This is a genomic window from Mesorhizobium norvegicum (assembly GCF_004919685.1).
Lineage (GTDB): Bacteria > Pseudomonadota > Alphaproteobacteria > Rhizobiales > Rhizobiaceae > Mesorhizobium > Mesorhizobium norvegicum.
Genome location: NZ_SMYZ01000021.1, coordinates 91,011 through 107,427 on the forward strand (window position 1 = coordinate 91,011; position 16,417 = coordinate 107,427).

The window sequence follows — 16,417 nt, forward strand, 5'->3', positions numbered from 1 at the left end:
GGAGACCTTCCCTCCGGCCAGTCCTCAAGCTCCTCCCGAGGGCCTTCCGGGTTCAAAACGAGAGATAGAATGCGCATGTCTGGTTCGCAATCGCCATACGCGAATTTGAAGCCCGACTAAGCCACCGGCTTGCGTTTGCGCCGATGGACGCGCCAGACGGCGAAAATGCCGCCGCCTATGGCGCCGACCACCAACCCGGCCAGGCCGATGAACACGGCGAAATAGCCGCAGGCGCCTTCGAAGCAACTCATGTCGGTGGCATTCGCAACCACTGAGCCGACGAAGAAGCCACCCAAGGCCCCGATGATCGCCCCAAGGATGATGCCGAGCAGGGCGGCGACGATCGAAACGAAGACCGGAGGCGCTTCGGTTCCCGGCTTGGCATAGACGGCCTCGGCTTCGGACCCGCGGCGCAGGAGATAGATACAGAGAACCCCGATGGCGATTTCCGCAACGGTGATGGTAAGCGCCTTGCCTGAAAAGACGAAATCGGAAATCGTCAGCACATAGGCCTGCCGCGCCAGCAGCCAGACGATGGTGGCGATCTGCCAGATGGTGAACTGGCGCGGGAAGCGCGCCGAGCGGCCAAAGGCAAGGCCGAGCAGATAGAGCCCCCATAGAATGGTGATGATGTCGACGGCGAGCCCGCCATAGATGAGATAGAAAACTCCGTCCGGCAGGCTGTAGTCCCACACCAGTCGCCAGGTGGATATCAGGCCGTAGACCGACCATGCCATGACGAAGACGATCCAGCCGGGTGGCACGAAGGACAGCCCGCTGTCCGGCCGCCTGGCTGGCGTCTGTCCACTGCCCGGCGTTTCACTGCTCGATGTCATATCCGACAATGCCCCCGCAGCGCCTTTGCGCCACTCGACAGACGGGCAGGGACGAAGTCAAGCGCGGCTGGCTTTGCGGCTTGTCCTGTGCACACCATTTGCTGGCGGTACCCGTCAGAAACGGCGGCGCCGGTGGCCTTGCGAAACACTGTGTGGCCGGCAAAGCGAATAGACTGCCGTTATGGCTTGGCATTCGCCGTCGGATCGACTAGATGAGCCCCGCGCCTGTTGCTTTGACGGCTCAGGTGCGGGGGAAGGCGTTTGCTGGTTGGCGACGCCGATGGCGGAAGTTCCGCCTTGCCCCAAGGGAGATGCATCTCCCCAACCCGCGCGGCGAAACCGGCCGGCGCGACATGCAAGGACGGAGAGGTGGCCGAGTGGTTGAAGGCGCACGCCTGGAAAGTGTGTTTACGGGAGACCGTAACGCGGGTTCGAATCCCGCTCTCTCCGCCAGCTATTCCGTTTATACGTAAGTTATTGCTTTTTAAGCACAAAATCTGCCGCAGTTTTGGGTTGGTGCCCCACGGTGGTGCCCCAAAAACCTCTGCTAAGTGCTCTTCTGGACAAGCATTTCAACGTATTCCTGGCCTGAAACGAATTGCAAACCTTGGCCTTCCCATGCCTTCAGAACCTGTGCGTGGTAAGCTTCGTTCTTCTGCGGTTCACATACTTTGCAAAGTTGGACGCCCGCCCTCGTCAACAGTGCTCTGCCCAGAGAGAGCCTGTTATCAACAGATTGCGCACGACCTTCCGGAGGTGCCGGGAACTTTAAGAAAGTCGCCTGATTGAAGTAGGTAAGCACCACGACAGGTCCAAGTCCTTGCCTCGAATAGCCGCCCAGTGTCTCAAGGGAAATTAGTCCTGCACTCTCCATGTGAGCCAACTGAGAAAAATTGACCCCCGCAATCATCAAATCAGAAGGATCGAGACCGGGAATGATCAGGATAGGGTCATTGCTTCGGTTCCAGACGCATGAGCACAACGCCGTGAACATTTGTGCATCGTCGGTATCCATCGAAGCAAGGATATCAATGGTTCGCCTAGAGAAGCTTTTGGGGCTGTTGGCTTCGCCGGCAAGAATCTTGGCCCATATGGTGCGGGTGTCTGCGTCACTGTAGGCCCGAGAGCGTTCAAAAAAATGAGTCAGCCAATCCTCTTCAATCTTTTCGGGCTGTGCCTCCTGCGACAGGTATTCCAACGACTTCATAGTAATGGCTTCAATGTTTTCTTGCTTTCTGCCCTCCTCTCGAACCATTCGATGGATCGCTCGTTGCTCAATGTCTGAGACTGCGACTTTCGATTGAGCTTGGATGATTTCAGCCTTGGCCTCCGCCTTTGCTACGCGTTCGATCTGCCAGGGTCTTGCAACACCGCCGACAGCATCAGAGACTCTATTGATTAAGGCCTCCGCTGCCTTGCCCAGGTCGCCAACATTTATGAGTCCGCCACCGCCCGACATATCGTTTCTCGTCAGCTATCCATGCAAGACTTGGTACAACATCTGAGCGTGAGTCGCGACGGAGGACTTCGATGTCATTTATGAATCACCGGAATAGTCAGCCCGATTTGGTGTGCCGCGATCTTCATCGCTTCAGCAGCGGTTTCACCGTGATTGCATTGAACCATTATCCCGTCATGCATCGGGAGGGCCGCTATCCCCATCCGCGCCAGCCGCAGCAACACGGCAACCAAGATGGTGCTTTCGGTGAACATCAGGTCCATGGCGATGTCCTTGCCGAACAGCCGCACAAGGGCTGGGTGCTTCTTGCCAATCGCCTCAGCTAATCGCCTTCCCGTCCAGCCAACCGGCAAGGCATCCTTTACGCTACTCGGCAAGCGGGTCATCTCGTTCGAAGAGGACAGCATGGCCGCAAAGCCCGCCTTCACGCCGGCACGATGCTCCTCCAATCCGGGGATGGCATAAAGGTCACCCTCAGGCGGCTCGGCCCGTACCAGCGCATAGGCAAGCCTCGGGAACATGCTGGCAAAGTCTAGGTCGGCTATCGGCTCCCCGTTGATGCGAAGGTCGTCCCGCAGCCTCTTCGGTAACGACTCCCAGAAGCCGCCGTAAAGCCTGCCATGAAGGCGAAAGGTATGCGGGTCCCCGATGTGGCGAAGGGTAAAGCGGCGGGTTAACTTGAAGCCGGCTTGGGGCTCGCCTTGAAGCTCTATGCGCTGGGTGGCGAGGAAGGCGTTGATCTCCTCCATCTCCCCCCGCAGTGAGCATGTCTCGGGGGTGTCCTCATAGTTCATCAGCATGAAGGGGAGCTTGTGGCCTCTGCCGTCCCGCCCCATCCTCGCGGTCAACCATACAGCCTCCTCCCCTTCTGCTCTGCCCACCTCCGCCACTGTCCCCGATAGCAGAGCCTCAAGCAGCTTTCCGGTGGCCTCTATGCCTGTCCTCCGCTTCTTGATGTGTGCTGCATGCTTGACCACTAGGCCCATGGTGGCCATCGCATCGAGGACATGGGGGAGGTGCCCAAAGCCCTTGCGGTCATAGCGGGACAGAGTGTCGTGGCGTAGGGGGATGGCTAGGCGCCTGTGCTCGGGGTGACCATGATGCATCACCGCAAGGTTGGCCACTAGGCAGGACACGATGTTGGTCACCCTCTCCACCTGCTCCTGCTTGGGTTGCCTGATGCGGGCTTGAGGTCCCTTAGCGGTGGCTTGGAGTACCTGCTTTGTGATGGACTGGGTGACGGCCTTGAGGCTGGGGCCTTGTGCTGTTGCCCAGGGATCAAACCAATGGTCGGAGGAGGAGAAGGGATCATCCATCGAAGCCATCAATCTCTAAGGTCTCAAGGAGCCATTAAGCCGAATTGATGGAGATGGGGGCTAGCAAGGTAAATCTCTTTAAGCGCACCGCCACGGGCCGCGATAAGGGGAATGGGGGGAGCTAAGGCTTCAACATGCGCGTCCCCACTGTGCTCAATGTGGTCACACGATAAAGTGGCCGCGAATTTCATTTCTGCTGGCATCGGTGTGACGGATGCGGGCCGCTCTTGGCGACTTTCAGTTGAATGATTTCCGGCACGGCAGCGGCAACCAGCGGATCGACAACCTTGCCAATAGCCTCTCCGATTTTTCGCAACACAAGACCTGCGGAGCGAGGGTAGGCGTGAATCTCAATTGGCACGTCCGCGCCCTTTGGATTCCACATCTGCCAGCGCCGATGAGTGCCACTTGCCAACCGATGAGCAACCTTGGCAGCCTGCACGATTTGGAACTCGCGTGTCCTATGGCTTCCAAAGTCGTCTTCAATGAGGGCCGCCACGGCGACGTAGATGGCCACCAGCCTGCTTGCTGGGACTTCTGCCTCACTCAGCCGGGCGAATGCAATCCGCGCCCTGGTGACTGCACGGAGTCCCCGCAAGTTCATCGCAGATTCGGCCCTGCCGGACCCGGCCAGCATGTGGTCCATCTCCCTTACCGCTATACCCCCGGCACTAGTTCCATGCTGAGCGGCCAGCCAGCGGGAGGCGGCATCAAGATACGGCTTCAATTCGGCCGCACGATATGTCCGGTGCCACGGGCTCCCGTTACGCGACCTTCGTTGGCCGTGATAGCGGCACAAATATCGAGATAGCCCGGTGCCTTGTGAGAGCATCGAAAGGCGACCACATCCCGGAATAGAACATAGGTCGCCTGTCGCTCCACCACCTTGCCGGATTCGATTTGCAGGATGGTTGTTAGATTTCACTCCGCATCATCCCGAACTTTGCCACGAGCCCTGCGGGTAAGAGTTTCAATAATCTCATCGTGCGGTGCACGTGCCTTTGGGACATGGTGCATTCGCAAGGTTATTTGACGTGTTCGCAAGACCTCCTCGATCCTCAGCAAAATGTCCCGATTGGCGAGCGGTTCGTCGGTTGATTGCCAGCCTCGTTGCTTCCAAACGTCAATGCTCTCGGCGGCAGTGATCGCGTACTCACTGCGTGTATAGCAATCTAGAGACGAACCCCTTTTCAAAGCCTCTAACGCACCGACTAGGCTTCCCAAAGCCGCTCGCGGCGATGTGCCCTTGGGGCGACTCAGTTTGACTTTCTCGACAAAAGAAGACGGATCGGTCTTTGACACCACGCGCCACGCGGATGCCGATTTTCCGGGACTTCCGCTGCCCGCCAGCCAACCATCGAATTCCCCCACTTCGTCGAAATCCGGCTCCGCCTCGGGGTAAGGCCATTTGGTCATCTGCATTGTTTCAGGCTCCATTCGCGGCCTCGCAATCCGGGCCGACGCCTTTCACGTAAGCATGCCGCATCACATTGCAAGTGAGTATAAAACAAATATTTATCAAATAGGATACCTACATGGCACAGTACATTACTCACAGAGCAAGGGTAGCACCTGTCGACAGATCATCACATCCCGGCATAGGTCAGGGGTATACACCGCCCACCCTCCTACTACCTAGGGTCACCACCCCTCATGTGGTCACATGGACTTCACCATGACTGACGTAGCGGTGGTTCTGTGTAGTAATCGAGTACTGACCACAAGCATGGACTAGGAGCACAGACAAGGTCCTCACCAAGGGGATAGACCCCAGGCACCGACCAAGGGCACCAGCAAGGACATCGACTACGGGCATCGCGCAGGAGGTAGCGAGGACATCACCAGGGCCACAGACCCCCCAGGCACCGACCAGGGGCATCAGCGACAGCACCGAGCAAGGGCACTGGCAGGGGTGTCAAGCAGCCGCCACGGCTTTGCGAACGAAGGAAGGCCTAACTCGGTCAAGCCTTGCAATGTGCTGCCCGTTGGCTAGACTCTTTCTCGACTGCTTACGCGGCGGTCCGGGTGTGGAAACCCGAGTTCAGACATGGTGCCGAACACGTCGGTGCCGAACCTCGACTTTTTGGTCGGGGAGCCTGTGGCGTATGTCCAGGTTCTCCGGAACTAAAGGCCGCAGGAACCGGAACTCGGTTTTCCAACTCCCCGATCAGGGGTCACGAGGAGGCTGCTTGCGGGGGCGTACCGCAGGCCACTGCCTCCGTAGGGGAAACCGCATGTCCGTAAGAGGTTCGCAGCGATCAAGTAACGTTGAGGCATCCGATCGCTACCGCACATTCCGAGGGAGAGAGCCGGCAGTATGGCTGGCAGAGTTTCGAGAGGCGGGCTGGCCCGATTTAGCATCAGCAGCCGTGACGAGTTTTCTCATGGGGGCACGCCCGGTACCTCCAAGCTGGAAGGTGGAGATGATGCCGGCGGAGGCTAGGCAGGGAGAAGCCGTCGCCTCTGGGGTCACGGCAACCATTGCCAACCAAATCGCTGGCTTGGGAGCACGCTCCAAAAAGGGCTACTTCGCCGAAGACGAGCCGCGCCCAAAGAACATGCTGGCGGTGCTGATTTATGCCGCTCTGGCGCTCGCGCTTACAGTTGTGGTCCTCTATGCATTCGGCAAGATGGAATATCGACGGTCAGTCAATCGCTACTGTATGTCAGGCCCAGTCTCGCGCTGTCCGGACTATCCGCGCACTCCTGGGAAATTTTCGTACGAGATTGATCCTGACGTGTCTGCGCAGCCCTAAGGCCGTAGCTAACTCCATGTCGGGCACATCGCTAAAGCGAGGGGTTCGCATCACGGGCCTACACGACGACAGCCACATGCCTCGCCTGAAGCGCTCGGTAGTGGTCACAGCTTGGCGACAGTAGCGGGCCGACAACGCTCTTGTGAAGCCGGTCGCCTCGCCCGTGATGCGTCCATTTACGAGATGGGTGCGTTTTTTGGAACCTTACGCATCCTCGTCGTCGTTGAGTTCGTAGGCTGCGCGGGGTTGGGAGATCGCCTTATGTGGGACCGACAACGCAACGACCACTGCCTTGACTGCCGACAGGGCCTTGCGCGGCACAATCACCACCTCATAATCGAGCGATCGAGCTAGCTGAACCAGGCTCGAAAGCCTGAGATCAGTTGCCCCACTTTCGATCTTGGAGATATGGCTTTGCGGCAGTCCGACCCGAGCGCTGAGCTTGCGCTGGCTTAGCCCTTTGTCTTTGCGGGCACCACGGAGAGTTTGAATAATGTCTTCGGTCGCGTAGCGCATCGATATGTCTCTGCATATCAGGTTCAAAGTCTGATATACTTTAGCACATCACTTCTCCCGAGAAAAAGGCGGACCCCTTCTTGAGCTCCCCTGTTGATCTTTCTCGCGTCGAAGGGTTGCCCGTAGAAGCCCCGCCGAGATCAACTCCGAGTTGGTGGCGGGCAAGCCTGCCAGCGAATAGGCGCTCCTCATCGTGCCAAATCGGTCTAGGAAAGCCTGATACCTAGGTAGCTCAGGATCAGCATTTATATGCGCGACCGTGACATATCCGTATGCCCTTTGCAGTCGACGAAGGCACTCCAAAAGCTCTTCGTCCGAGTAGTGTCGATCTGCCTTAGGACCTGCGGAGCACTGCTTATAACCGACAGCTGCATAGGCGGCTCTTAGACTTCCAAAATGCGCAACATAAGCTGCCGCAGCGGGCGTATATGGGCAAGCGTTGATAATCGAGACGGTAAGCTTCTTCTTTTCCTTGAACAGGCGCTGGAGGCATTTGACCATCCTGGGCCTCTCATAACCGTAGCCCCGCTTACAACGGAGTTCTCGTTGAGCCTTCTCGAACTGCCTTAAGTCCACAATCGGGTCGATGACCCGCGCTCTTGTCCATTGTTCAGGAGGGTTCCGCTTGGGTCTGCCCTTCAGCAAATAAGATCTGCGATTGTATACGTAGTAACCTATCATCAATTCGTTGCTGAGCACGGCTTTGACCCGCCGGTGATTCCAGACCCGACCGTTCGTAGAGGGAAGCCCCTCTTGATTCAGGCTGATTGAAATGCGGCTCATGCTTCTCTTTTGATTCACGAACATGTCAAATATTCGCCGCACAACACTAATTTCGTTCGGTGGACCAGGGACAAGCAATACGCGGTCGGTACTCAATCCCTTTCGTTCGCCGGGCTTAAGTAGAAACAGCGGCTCCCGGTCTTTGTTCACCAAAAGGCGTCTCACGCCATATTGCAGGACACCTCCTTGACTGAAACCAAGCAGGGCTTGCTGTCGATGTGCCCTTGAAACCTTGAAAGATAGTTCTCGGCTGAACTCGCTAGCCATTGCGCGTTTCATGTTTTTGAGGATGGCCGAGACCATGCTTCCGTCGTTTTCAAAGGGCTCGGCGCAGTACACCACCGCGACACCCGCGTTACGACAGAGAAATTCGTAGTGGGCGGATTGATCCGTGTCCGGAAAGCGGCCCCATCGGCTGACGTCTAAAACGAGAACGGCAGAATAAGTGTGTTGCCCAGTCACAACGTCAGCCAACAACCGTTTTAGGCCATCTCTTCCCTTCAGGCTCAAACCACTTTTGCCGGCATCAGCATAGGTATCAACGATAGCAAACCCTCGCTTTTCGGCATACTCCCCGATGGCAGCAATCTGGTTCTCCAACGAATAGCGCTGGTGGTCGGTCGACATGCGAATGTACTGCGCAGCCGGAACCCGGAGATTGCTTGTAAGCTCAGCCACTATAGTGCCTCCGCGCGAGCTGATCTCTAATGCGGTAGGGATGACGCTGATGACGACAAGCGCATACTACATCCAGAACGTGCTTGAGCAAACATTCTTCGCGGTCAACTCACGGGTGCTTGTCGATAGCAAAGCGGCTCAACGGGTTAGCTGGCGGATGGCTTCTTGCGACGTGGTGATGTTGTAGAGGTTGCACATGGCTAGCGCGACGGCCTATTTCGTTTCTGTGACTTGGGGCAAAGAAATGTAAAGCGAATGCACAGCTACGCCGAACTGTTTGAGCGGGTTTTTGTCACAGTAGTTTAGCATGAATGCCAGCTGGCCGGAGATGGTCACTGCTCCCAAATCCTGAAATGGTTTCCCATTGCGCACGTGATCAATATTAAGGGCACTCATATAGCCCTGAGCCCAAGACATGACCGCAGCGGCTTCTGGGGTTCTATCGACTGGCTTTAATCTTGTAATCTCGGCGCAGGTACTTTGTCCAAAGCCCATGATTGCGAATGGCTCCTTAGCGGCTGCCGTGACACATTGAAGGCTAACCAAGCCCAACATCAGCGAACACCTCATCCCGTCTCCCCTCATCTGCTTACCTCGCGTGCGCTCATTCGCAAAAAGTCGCACCGCAACCGAACTGGGAGCGCTAAAACTCCGGCACAGGCTTGTCCCTACAACCGAACTTTCCGCCTGTTGCATCGTCCTTGATATTCTCGCGGTAGAAGCTCCCCATTGATCGAGCCGCCAACAGCGCGGACACCGTACCCTGGTCAATCTCGCAGTAGTGATACCAAGTCTGCTTGAGGCGGATGAGCATATAGGAGTGTTCAGTATTGTAGCAGACGCGCTTGACCAAGCTGCCATCCAACTCCCCCGTGCATTCGAACTTGGCAAGGTCCACAGGACCCCGATATTTCACCTCAACTGTCTCCGCGTATAGGGGGCTCACTGACACCAAGAGCAACAGCGCCCAGCAGGAAAGCAACCGACCTTGTTTCAGCAAAGCCACCATATCACTCACTCCCGGATCAAGCGCCAACGGCCCACGACGCAAGAGCATCTTAAAACGCAACATCAACGTTCAGATGGTACGTTGCCCCGCGAAAGGAGCACACCAGACATGAGCGATTTGGAAGTGTCAATTTGGTTCGCCAAGGTCAAGGCTAACGGCCCCCTCGCTGTGATCGGGACACTGTTGGCCGCATTCGCTCTGGCGGTTCTAGTTCTATTTTGCGGAATAGGCGGTTTGTTGGTTGGCGTTCCTAACGCCTCACCTCACGCCGGATCATCCCAAGCGCCGGCCCTCCCGACTCAATCGAAGCCAAACCCCTAAGCTTTAAGCCCTCTCACTTGCCGTTTGCAGAATTTCCAAGGCACCAGAAGCTATCCGCGTAGCGCTCCGTCGTTTTCCCTGTGGTAAAACACCTCTGCCAACTTTTGGCGGATGCAGCCGTCTAGATAGTAGGCCCTAGTCAGAGCATCACCCTTCGTGTGAGAGATTTTGGCAATCGCGTCGCCAACGACCTGAGCGAGCGCCCACAGCAGATAGTTGGCGGGCAATCCTTGCAGTTCTTCCATTACCCGGTTGGTCACCGGCAAAATCTCTGCCCAAATCTCCGCCGCCCTTTCACGAGACCGCAAGACATCAAGGCGGTCCTGCTCTTCCACTGTCTCTCGGGCCGCTTTGGTTTGCTCCTCACTAGGCGTTAAGTCGAGGCTTGGATTGTCGCGCATAAGTTGCTGCGCCATAGCGGCTACTTCTTGCTGTTTGCTAAGCGTGGCGAACGCCTCGTCGGCTACTGCCCGCCCCGCCGCAACGCTCTCAACGAGGTACTCTCCGCACCAGTGTGGTCCAACCTCGACAGAGCCAAAGTAAGAATGTGACATGGCGTGTCGTCTTTCCTCTGGTTAGGCGGTTTCCCCGTTCTCCTGCAATATCCTAAAGACGGATGCCCTGCTAATGCCCAAAGCGCCCACGATATCGTTGGCAGACTTGCCCTCCGCGCGGAGCCGAAGCACTTCGCCGGCCTGCCGCCGCGCAGTTGGTTGCCTCCCCGAATACTTCCCCTCCGCCTTCGCCTTCGCGATCCCCTCGCGCTGCCGTTCAAGCATTAGCTCCCGTTCGAACTCGGCGATTGAGCCCAATAGGTTCAACATCAACTTTCCGGTGGGGGTGGCGGTGTCGAGGTTCATCGCCAGAATGCGGAGGCCTGTCCCCTTCGCCTTTAAGGCGGCAGTGATTGACATGAGGTCCACCACTGAGCGGGCAAGCCGGTCCAGCTTGGTCACAACCAATGTGTCGCCTTCACGTACCCATTCAAGGACGGCCGCAAGTTGTGGCCGATTGGTCGCCACAGAGGAGATTTCCTCCCGGAAAACCTTGGTGCATCCCGCTTGCTCAAGGTCGCGAAGCTGAGCCTCAAGGCCTGCTTTTTGGTCGGTGGTGGAGGTGCGGGCGTAGCCGACTAATGCGGACGTGGACATGACATTGGGTCTCCCATTGGCATTCATATGAGACTATTATGTGAGACTCTAAGGCAAAATGTCAAGAGACTATTCATGTGAGACTGTCCGGGCGGCCTTTCGCGAGACTCACATGGGCTTGCCCTAGTGAGACGGCTTGCTAGCGCATGCGGCTGTCTGACCCTCCAGCGTCACAGTAGGGCAGACGCAATGGTCCCCGTGCCCCACGCACTTAGAGCTTGTCGGCGGCTTCCTCATCGGAGGCGGCACAATACGCGGCAGCTGGAGGGGGTACGGGGGGGGAACCTCGCCGTCGCCCCCCGCGATATGGGGTCTCACATTAGTGGCCCCAAATTTCATACGGCGGCCCTATTCCGGGGTCTTTCTGGGGGGCAGGTACTTCGCTAGCGCGACTGAAATCTCGCCGCCCAGCTTTGCAACCGACTGCTCCCGCGTTGGCCCGCGATTGAGCGCTCGGAGGACTAATCCGGTGAGTTCGCTATTCTTGTTGAAGCCCAGCGTGGAAGCTAAGAGCGAAAGAAGTTGTTTGCCCGGCAAGATTGCAAGCGTTTCCTGGCTATCAGGCTTGAGCGCAGCCTTCACTCTCTCGCCTTCCTCTTGGAACATCGTTTGCACCTTGTTAGGCAAGTCAAGTGCCTCGAATCCGTTGCGATGGTTCTCGCTAGTTTCCGCCAAACTCTTGGTCACCTGAGCGGCGTCAAATGCGCCGTGGAGCAAATCGCCAACCCTTGCCCTGACCCTGTTCGCGACAATGTGACTCAGTTGGCCGGCACTGAACTCGTTGACAACCCGTTTGTGGAAACCGCTCCACACCTCCGCTCCATCCTTGCCTAAGTGACTTGCGATAGCGGACACACAATCCTTGTCGCAAAGAACGCTCTCGATCTCATGAAGAGCAAGGACTGCCACACCTTTCGGCGGCTTAGCGAGTGCCTCATCTGGATAGTAGTCCCGATCAACCAGCCCAACCACGGTAGCTGCCGCCACGCCAGCTTTGAGTAGACCTGAGGTCGTCTCCATGACCGAAGCGCGGTCGCCTACTCCCATGGAGTATGTGGAAGAATCGTCAAACCACACCGGAAAGAACTCGCCAGCGAACCCACGACCGTCTTGTCCTTCAAAGATGAATATGCGCCTCGCATGAAAGGGGAGCGTCGCGGCCCCGAGAACGTCCGCAGCGACAGACGATGGTAGGTCCTCCGTGAGCAGGGTGACTGCTTCATTATTCCCTTTGGCCACCAGCATAATGGCATCCCTGCGAGACAGAGCAAAATTTAGGTCGTGTGTTATGTAAATGAATCGGCAATCGGACCTGAGCTTTTCGATCTCATCCCAGAACATAACCGCGAGACGCGTATGGAGGTGGAGTTCCGGCTCATCAATCAAAATAATGTTTTGCTTGGCCGATAGCACTCTGGCGCACATATATAGGACGGTCCTTTCTCCGTCGCTCATATCCCTAAGTTTGTAAGGCGGCTCGCCTGCGGCATCGAGCCTTTTTACCGCTGGGAAATACCCTCCGATTTGCAGGTCTCGCTTTGGGTAAATCGTCTTCCAAATTGCCTGTAGCTGCATAAGCTTCGTGTTAGTTATAGGTGGCAATCTCTTCTTTCTGAGGATCGCCTCCGCATTCTGTTTTGTCAGGGCGTTGGCATGCTCTTGGATGAGGAAGGACAGGAGGTCATTTATCTCTTCCGTGGGCCTGTAAGCGTGCCCCTGCCAAGAATTTTGGTGTTGATTGATATTCGAGTATGCCTGCGCCTCTTGCTGAACGGGTATATTGTCGTCCAGCCAAGTCCGCCGCTGAGCACTTATTGCGGAGACAGAATTCAACTGCGAAATGCGCTGAGCGAGCTTCGTCTTACCCGACCCGTTCGGCCCTAGCACAACTATTGGCGAATTCCCAGGATAGGAAACATCCCCATCTAAAATTATATTGATGTCTTCCATGATTCCCTCCCACTCGCGCCGGTTTTAATCAGGTCGATTGAGCTCGCGCAATATCAGTATGACGGGGGAGATGAGAATTGTAGGCGAACCAGGGTCACTTCTTACGTGTTTCTCAGCGCTGTCACTCAGGTGACGGTCCGAGCTTAAAACGTGCTACCGCAGTGTGTTACAGTAACTCGACACCGACTAATTGATGATTCAATGGCGAGTTGGCGCCCAAGGGCAATTCGCCTCTGACACTTCTAGGCGCGACTAGCAAGGCAGTGTCACGGCCTCCACAAGCGCCCTCTTGGCCTTCTCCGGGTCCTGCCCCGCGTAGCCGTGCTGGCTTAGGTCTAGGCTCTTGGCACGTTCGCTATCTGTATGTCCAACCACCCAGGCGAAAGTCCATTCATCAAACCCCGCGCCACCAGCAAGCATGGCATCACGTGCCTTGCGCATGAACCAGCGGCGGAACGAGTGGAAATCCACGTTGCTCTTGGCCTTTTCGTTTGGCCGTTCATCGACACCCACCTTACGGCGATAGCGGGTGAACTGCTTAGCTGCCGGATCGGAGCGCGTCTCACGTGACTTTGGGATAGGCGGCAAGTCGTCAAATAGATAGTCGGTGCTCTTCTTCCCTGTCGTGCGCCGCCTTACGATCTCTGTAAGCCCAGTGTGGATTGGTACAGTGCGGCGGGCGTTGTCTGTCTTGCCTGCCCAGACACTAAAAACATCGTCTCGACAATCGGAGACTTGGAGTTGGCAAATCTCCTCGATCCGCATTCCGCTTAGGGCTCCCACCGGCATTAAGTCATTCAGAAGTGGCCCGCCGTCGCCTTTGAGCAGCTTGGTCATTTCATCATCTGTAAACGGGCGTTTGCCCTTGTCCGTCTCCGCTTCGCGTGCTTGCCGTCGCTCTGCTGGAAGCCTCTGCCCTGCCCACGGGTTCTCCCCGGCTGGCAGGTGCCCCTTGTCTAGCAGCCACGTCCAGTATTGCCGTATGAACCCAAGATAGGCTGTGGCCTTCTGACGACCCCTACCGACAAGCAGAGACTCAGACAGGAACTTGCCGGCGTCCACCCGTCTAACGGCTTCAAGGGCGACAGGGAGCCGGCTATCGCGGAGCCAGTCCCCAAGCCAGCCCAGCGCCCTTCGGAAGTCCCCTTCAGACTTGAGACGGTAATTCTGGTGTTTCACGAACTCGGCGGCGTGGTGGTCAAGCGGCGTGACCTGTCCGCTGGCAAGCGCGAAGAATGCTTTAGCTATGTCTAGGCCCTTGGTCTCCTCAATCTGATGAGCCCGCAAATTGATTGCGTACTGGGTGCCCTCATCGTCCATCGTAAGCCGATGTCGCAGCGCCTCCGCCTCCAAGGGATCATTCGTCCCCAACACTTTCTCGGCTGCCGCTATGATACCCTTGAGCCGAGACACGATGGGCCATTTGCGAGCATCTGCTTCCTTGAGGTCGGCGGTGTGGAGGGGATGGGTTAGCTTGCCACGTCCAATCAAATCCCGAACCCGCGCGGGCACCTTGACGCGGACCCGCCACTGCTGCCCATGCCATTCGAGATATTGTCGCTGATTTGCCAAACCCGCCCCCGGTGCCCCACGCTGGTGCCCCACAACTGAGTCTTAGAAGGCCAGAAGTCAAGGGATGCAATGGGTCTAGAGCCTTGGAGGAGAGTGTCCCGCTCTCTCCGCCAGCAGCTTACCCAAAAACCGCAGAATTCGGCTATTCTGATCCCTCCTATTGATCTTCTCGACGCTCTACGCGCCTTGCACGCGCAGCGGAATCGGGCATCAGCCGCGCGATGATGCGGGCGTGTTCGCCCGAAAAAGCTGCGAGTTTGATAACTGGTCCGGGCATGGCGACGTTGCCCCTTGGGCCGGCACGTTATGCGCTGGAAGCACCAGTATAGCAGCCATGGTGCAATTCGGCAGATGGTGCTGGCAACGTCGTCTATGGAAGGGGCGAAGGGGGCGAGCAGGCTTGTATGGCATTTACCTTTGAGCTATCAGCTGCGGCATGAGGATAAATGAATTTTTCTATCTACTTGGTTTTAAACCGAATACTCGGGTTTATGGCCACTCTATACAGACAATTGACCTGCCAAAAGACGGAAGGATCGAGTTTGCCAGGTGGAAAAACCCGCGTGGCGAAGACCTCAATCTTGCTCAGTCCGACCTGGATGACCTCCGAACTTTCCTGAGTGATGGCGATGTGGCAGTCGACGTTGGTGCTCAGGTCGGTGACAGTACCGTGCCGATTGCCCTTGCCTGCGGTCCCCAAGGACTTGTGCTTGCTTTTGAACCTAACCCGTTCACCTTTGCGATCCTCGGTGCCAACGCGGCGCTCAATCCGACCAAGCTAAACATTTTCCCGATCCCCTATGCAGCTACGCCAGAAGATGGGTCGTTCGTCTTCGACTACGGCAACCCCGGATTCGACAACGGCGGCAACCATGCCGGTGTTTCGCGATGGAAGCACGGCAGCGCATTCAGCGTCCCCGTTGAAGGGCGAAGAATTGAACCCTTGATCCGAGCTCGTTTGGGAGATCGTATCAAGCGACTGCGCTATATTAAGACTGATGTGGAATCGCACGATCTATCGGTTTTGGTCTCGATCAGTTCGCTGATAGACGAGTGCCGGCCCTACATAAAATCGGAAGTCAGCCACAATCTTTCGATTGAGGAGCGGGTCGAGATGCTTCGGTTCTTCACCGGCAGAGGCTACGATGTCCGGCGTGTCGAACCGACAACGCTTTTCGGAAACCTTCTTACCGAAAACGACCTTGGCGGGACCAAGAATATCGACATGTTTGCAGTCCCACGTCCGGTTTAAGGAGAGGCACCATTTCTAATGGGCTAGCGCAGGCGCGAGGGACAATCATGCCCAGGCGCGGACGATCAGATTCCAGCGCATACTATTATCTATGTTGATCGGACCGCCCGTGCAAACTGTGTGGCAATAGAAGCTGGCTGGCAGCAGCACATTGTCTGGCCATTCTGTCTGGGCCGCGTCTTTCGGATCGATCGGGCGTGGCTGTACACTTCTCGGCCTTGCTTGTGCGAATAGACCCATGAAAGTTTATTCGCATTTTAACCAATGAAGCTCATCCTACCAAATGGTGTGGTATCGACTCGCGGGGGCGGGGTGGAATGACTGACCTGGATGACGAGGATGACGTCCCAAAACCCAGCCCATCCAACCGCTGGCGAACAATAGCTCTGAAGACAGTGCAGTTTGTGCCACCTGTCATCTCGATAGGATGTGCCGTCACAGTTGGCTATTTTGCCTATATGGCCGCCAACCAAAAACCGCCGGCCGATATAGCAGCACTGGCAGTGTCGATCCTCAAGTCCAGCGATGCGTCCCCGGAAATGCGGGAATGGGCCGCGGACGCCATAGGAATACAGAACGATATTGGAATGCCGGCCAAATCCATTCAGCAATGAAACTGTGGCACGCGCAGATCGCCAAGCGCATATGCCCGCCCGACATCACTGGCTAACCGGGCATCCGACGCAAGGCCCCGGACACATTTCCTGAAGCCGCTCAGCACAAAGCCAGCCAGCGCGAGAGCGGGCCTGCCGCACCAACAGGCGGCCAAAAGCCACGCCAGCCCTCGGTCAGGCGCGGTCATCTACCGATCTGCTGGC

General features: G+C 56.8%; 16 protein-coding genes and 1 tRNA gene. 4 read left to right on the forward strand and 13 right to left on the reverse strand.

The window, feature by feature from the left end:
• Positions 1–116: 116 nt before the first annotated feature.
• On the reverse strand, positions 117–836 hold the full coding sequence (locus FCU66_RS08320; RefSeq protein ID WP_246093830.1) for a hypothetical protein: 720 nt from the start codon (positions 834–836) through the stop codon (positions 117–119).
• Between the two features lie 363 nt (positions 837–1,199).
• Between FCU66_RS08320 and FCU66_RS08325 the strand changes: the two genes are divergently transcribed.
• Positions 1,200–1,289: transfer RNA gene (locus FCU66_RS08325), tRNA-Ser, on the forward strand.
• 94 nt (positions 1,290–1,383) lie between these two features.
• Here FCU66_RS08325 and FCU66_RS08330 read toward each other — a convergent pair.
• From FCU66_RS08330 to FCU66_RS08345, 4 genes are all read right to left on the reverse strand, one after another.
• Positions 1,384–2,295: a DUF2806 domain-containing protein gene (locus FCU66_RS08330; protein ID WP_136618571.1), complete on the reverse strand. Its 912-nt coding sequence runs from the start codon at positions 2,293–2,295 to the stop codon at positions 1,384–1,386.
• Between the two features lie 74 nt (positions 2,296–2,369).
• The gene (locus FCU66_RS08335) at positions 2,370–3,611 is read right to left on the reverse strand and encodes a hypothetical protein (protein ID WP_136618572.1); all 1,242 of its coding nucleotides are present in this window, start codon (positions 3,609–3,611) and stop codon (positions 2,370–2,372) included.
• A 187-nt stretch (positions 3,612–3,798) separates the two neighbouring features.
• Positions 3,799–4,128, reverse strand: a complete 330-nt coding sequence (locus tag FCU66_RS41860; RefSeq protein ID WP_246093831.1) for a hypothetical protein — start codon at positions 4,126–4,128, stop codon at positions 3,799–3,801.
• A 404-nt stretch (positions 4,129–4,532) separates the two neighbouring features.
• A complete protein-coding gene (locus tag FCU66_RS08345) occupies positions 4,533–5,033 on the reverse strand; it encodes an RNase H family protein (RefSeq protein ID WP_168991903.1) in 501 nt (166 codons plus the stop codon).
• Positions 5,034–6,034: 1,001 nt separating this feature from the next.
• Between FCU66_RS08345 and FCU66_RS08350 the strand changes: the two genes are divergently transcribed.
• Positions 6,035–6,367: a hypothetical protein gene (locus FCU66_RS08350; protein ID WP_136618574.1), complete on the forward strand. Its 333-nt coding sequence runs from the start codon at positions 6,035–6,037 to the stop codon at positions 6,365–6,367.
• A gap of 204 nt (positions 6,368–6,571) precedes the next feature.
• Here the strand turns inward: FCU66_RS08350 and FCU66_RS08355 are convergent, their stop codons facing one another.
• From FCU66_RS08355 to FCU66_RS08390, 8 genes are all read right to left on the reverse strand, one after another.
• The gene (locus FCU66_RS08355) at positions 6,572–6,883 is read right to left on the reverse strand and encodes a helix-turn-helix domain-containing protein (RefSeq protein WP_136618575.1); all 312 of its coding nucleotides are present in this window, start codon (positions 6,881–6,883) and stop codon (positions 6,572–6,574) included.
• A gap of 48 nt (positions 6,884–6,931) precedes the next feature.
• Complete coding sequence (locus FCU66_RS08360) at positions 6,932–8,344, reverse strand: recombinase family protein (RefSeq protein WP_136618576.1); 1,413 nt, start codon at positions 8,342–8,344, stop codon at positions 6,932–6,934.
• 213 nt (positions 8,345–8,557) lie between these two features.
• Positions 8,558–8,839: a hypothetical protein gene (locus tag FCU66_RS08365; RefSeq protein ID WP_136618577.1), complete on the reverse strand. Its 282-nt coding sequence runs from the start codon at positions 8,837–8,839 to the stop codon at positions 8,558–8,560.
• 148 nt (positions 8,840–8,987) lie between these two features.
• Positions 8,988–9,353, reverse strand: coding sequence for a KTSC domain-containing protein (locus tag FCU66_RS08370; protein ID WP_136618578.1), 366 nt, complete (start codon positions 9,351–9,353; stop codon positions 8,988–8,990).
• 371 nt (positions 9,354–9,724) lie between these two features.
• Positions 9,725–10,228, reverse strand: coding sequence for a hypothetical protein (locus FCU66_RS08375; protein ID WP_168991904.1), 504 nt, complete (start codon positions 10,226–10,228; stop codon positions 9,725–9,727).
• Between the two features lie 21 nt (positions 10,229–10,249).
• Positions 10,250–10,852, reverse strand: a complete 603-nt coding sequence (locus tag FCU66_RS08380; RefSeq protein WP_136618580.1) for a recombinase family protein — start codon at positions 10,850–10,852, stop codon at positions 10,250–10,252.
• Between the two features lie 321 nt (positions 10,853–11,173).
• On the reverse strand, positions 11,174–12,775 hold the full coding sequence (locus FCU66_RS08385; RefSeq protein ID WP_136618581.1) for an AAA family ATPase: 1,602 nt from the start codon (positions 12,773–12,775) through the stop codon (positions 11,174–11,176).
• Between the two features lie 252 nt (positions 12,776–13,027).
• The gene (locus FCU66_RS08390; protein WP_136618582.1) at positions 13,028–14,347 is read right to left on the reverse strand and encodes a DUF6538 domain-containing protein; all 1,320 of its coding nucleotides are present in this window, start codon (positions 14,345–14,347) and stop codon (positions 13,028–13,030) included.
• A gap of 436 nt (positions 14,348–14,783) precedes the next feature.
• Here FCU66_RS08390 and FCU66_RS08395 point away from each other — a divergent pair, with 436 nt between their 5' ends.
• Both FCU66_RS08395 and FCU66_RS08400 read left to right on the forward strand, forming a co-directional pair.
• Positions 14,784–15,599, forward strand: coding sequence for an FkbM family methyltransferase (locus FCU66_RS08395; protein ID WP_136618583.1), 816 nt, complete (start codon positions 14,784–14,786; stop codon positions 15,597–15,599).
• 317 nt (positions 15,600–15,916) lie between these two features.
• Complete coding sequence (locus FCU66_RS08400; RefSeq protein ID WP_136618584.1) at positions 15,917–16,213, forward strand: hypothetical protein; 297 nt, start codon at positions 15,917–15,919, stop codon at positions 16,211–16,213.
• Positions 16,214–16,417: the final 204 nt, after the last annotated feature.